Raw genomic sequence first — 2935 nt, forward strand, 5'->3', positions numbered from 1 at the left:
CCCGCACAACACCTGGCGGTCCGGGACCGGCAGGCGACCGGGGTAGCGGAACCGCCGCTCCTTCTTCGGCAGCAGCGGCTCGATCCGCTCCCACAGGTCGTCCGGCACGATCCACGGTGAAGTTCCCACAGCCTGGCCAACGCTCAACTGCCCTGTCAGGCACGGCTGCCAGGGACGATGCACCTCATTGTGTTAGCCGTTCTAAGGCCCTCGAAGGCATGGACGCGGCTCGATCTGTTCCGCCGGCTGGCATGCAACTATCCGCGCCGTCGGCATTCGGCGCTCGGTACCTCACATCAACCTAGTTTGAACAGCAACTGATCACGGCACAAGCTCTGTCGCTCGTCGCGTGAAATCGAGTTTCGGCCCTTAGGGTTTAACCTCAGCCTCACGGCTGAACCTTCTCGCAAGCGATGGCACCGCAGTGCCGGAGAAGAACCCATGTGAGCGGCGGCAGGAATTTGGGATCGCTCAAGGGGAACGGCCCTTCCGGTCGGCGGTAATTCTTGGGAGCAGCCTGGTCTGCGCCTGAACACGAGCAGTCGTTTAACAGGCCAAAAATATCAGCCTGAATTTGGTTGCTCATCCAGTCGTGGCACATGCATCAGCCAAGTGGGCGCTGGCGGCGGGGCGAGTCGTATCATCCGCGACCAGATCGAGGCCAGTCTCAACGGCTCGCGTTCGCTACCCTTCGCGGACCTCACGGGCGACGAGACCCACGTCATCTTGCGTGAGTTCTTCGGTGATGTGACCCATACTCTCTTCGGAGGGTTGTGAGGTACGATCCCGGAATGACTCAAAAGACGATCGTTATTTACACCGACGACCTCACCAACAAGGAATCTGAGGAGGTCTCCACTCACAGGTTCTCACTGAACGGTGTGAATTATGAGATCGACCTCACTCCTGAGAGCTACGACAAGCTCGCCGACGCCTTGGGACCGTTTATCAAGGCGGGGCGCAAGGCTGGTCGCGTCAAGGGGGGCAGCGCCAAGGCCCGAGGTAGGGCTGGAAGTGACGGAGCAAGCGCCGAGGAGATTCGCTCCTGGGCCAAGGCGCAGGGTATTGAGATCAACGAGCGGGGCCGCGTTCCTTCTGGCATCCGTGAGCAGTACGAAGTAGCCCACTAATACTCCAGCAGCGGTTCGTGTCCTGAGTTGCGTTTTCGGTAATGGCAGTGGCGGGCGACCGCCTGGCTGCGTCTTCTCCAGGCCGACCACTTCAGCGCGTGGGTGACGGGATCGCGGTCGGCTCGCGCGTGGGGCAGGAGAGCGTCCAGGAGCCGCCGTATCTCTGCCACGCTGAGCGGGATGGAGGCTGATCCGTTTCTGCAACCCCCTTTGCGGCATCGCCGTCGGCCTGGGGCTGTGCTGCGAATGCGGTCAGGATGGCATGGGCGAGCATGGCCAGAGTGATGTGCCGGTACCAGCCGACATGGCGACGGACCTCGTACTCGTCCAGGCCGCACTCATTCTTCGCGGCCTGGAAGCACTCCTCGATCGCCCAACGGGACCCGGCAATCCGGGCTAGCTCGGCGATCTCGACATCCACGGGTGCGTAAGCGAGGTAATAGGCCAGTTCAGCGGAGTCGGACAGGCTGCGACGGGCCATCACCCAACGGTGGTGGGTCGGCGGGTCGGGGTCGAAGACGATGTTGGCAGGCAGCTTGGCCGCTGCCCAGTCGTAGATCCGTGGCCCCTTCGCCCCGTCACCGCAGGACAGCCGCTACCAGGCATCACCGGGTGCTTCCTCGATGAGCTGGTCGATGCGCCAGATGCCGGCCAGGGACTTGATCTGCTGCGGCTTGGGCACCGCCACCACATAGCCGATGTCGAGTTGCTCAAGCAGGCGGCGGAAGTTCCAGTCCTGCCCATAGGCCTCGTCTGCGGTGATCCACTTGGCAGGCAGGCAGGCCGGCGGCCAGACAGCGACGGACCATGTCCCGGGCCAGCTCTCCCTTGGTCGCGAAACCGCGTTCGTCGGGGATCTTCGCCGCCCGGCAGCGGTCGCGATCGGACGTCCAGGCTTTGGGCAGGTAGAGCTCCCGGTCCACCAGAGCCCGGCCCGAGCTAGTGGCGTAGGCGGCGAACACTCCAATCTGGCAATTGTCGATCTTTCCAGAGGTTCCGGTGTACTGCCGGCCCACGACGGCCGAGGTGGAGCCCTTCTTGATGAACCCGGTGTCGTCGATGATCAGCACTCCGTCCGGCCCGAGCCGATCGGCGACATAGGCACGGACATCGTCACGCAGGGCGTCTGCGCCCCAGACGCTGCTGTTCAGCAGCCGCTGGAAGCCGTCGGGAGTGCGGTGGCCTGCCCATTCCGCGAGCTGCCAGCCGTTCTTGCGTGTCGCCCGCCCCAGCAGACCGCGGACGTAGTCCCGCATCCGCCACCGCAGATCCGCCCGAGCGAACCGGCCCGCCACCCGCCCGAACACCGTCTCCAATTCACCGGTCCAGCAACTGACTTCAGTCATCCCCTCCGTACCAGGACAACGACAACCCCCAGCTCAGGACACGAACCGCTGCTGGAGTACTAACAGCGGCTAACACAATGAAGTGTCGAGGCCCAGCTACAGGCATCCCGGTTCGCCATTGGCGACGAACCGCGTAAGGGATCGCTCCAGCAGCTCGAGAAACTGCCGCAGGTCGTCAGCTACCTGGGAGAGCTCGGGCTCGTCCAGCGACGCCGTTCGCGTCCGGTAGATCACCCCGCCAGGGTCGGCGACGTAGGACAGGCCGCCGCCGTTCGAGCCGATGACGAGGCCGCCGGCTTCTTTGCCCGCACTGACATTGAACCGCTCCGGGATCGGTGGAGGCTCTATGCGTTGACTCCAGCCGCCGGTTGGGGCTGGTGCTGAGCGTAGTAGTTGGTCTCGTGTTCGTGTGGCGGGACGTTTCCGATCGCGGAGTGGAGGCGCTGGTTGTTGAACCAG

Annotated in this window: 1 protein-coding gene and 3 pseudogenes; 1 reads left to right on the forward strand and 3 read right to left on the reverse strand. The window is 63.9% G+C overall.

The window, feature by feature from the left end; all coding sequences use genetic code 11:
* Positions 1–129 (reverse strand): annotated as a pseudogene (locus tag ABZY33_RS35905) (IS5/IS1182 family transposase); the annotation flags it as partial.
* Between the two features lie 662 nt (positions 130–791).
* Between ABZY33_RS35905 and ABZY33_RS35910 the strand changes: the two are divergent.
* Complete coding sequence (locus tag ABZY33_RS35910) at positions 792–1130, forward strand: Lsr2 family protein (protein WP_356495918.1); 339 nt, start codon at positions 792–794, stop codon at positions 1128–1130.
* Between the two features lie 91 nt (positions 1131–1221).
* Here ABZY33_RS35910 and ABZY33_RS35915 read toward each other — a convergent pair.
* Positions 1222–2476: pseudogene (locus ABZY33_RS35915) on the reverse strand (IS701 family transposase).
* Between the two features lie 96 nt (positions 2477–2572).
* A pseudogene (locus tag ABZY33_RS35920) lies at positions 2573–2779 on the reverse strand (SMI1/KNR4 family protein); the annotation flags it as partial.
* Positions 2780–2935: the final 156 nt, after the last annotated feature.

This window comes from Streptomyces sp. NPDC006552 (assembly GCF_040611655.1).
Classification (GTDB): Bacteria; Actinomycetota; Actinomycetes; order Streptomycetales; family Streptomycetaceae; genus Streptomyces.

Excerpts from the sequence above, each read along its gene's own strand:
- ABZY33_RS35910 (WP_356495918.1), top strand. The coding sequence starts at position 792 with ATGACTCAAAAGACGATCGTTATTTACACCGACGACCTCACCAACAAG.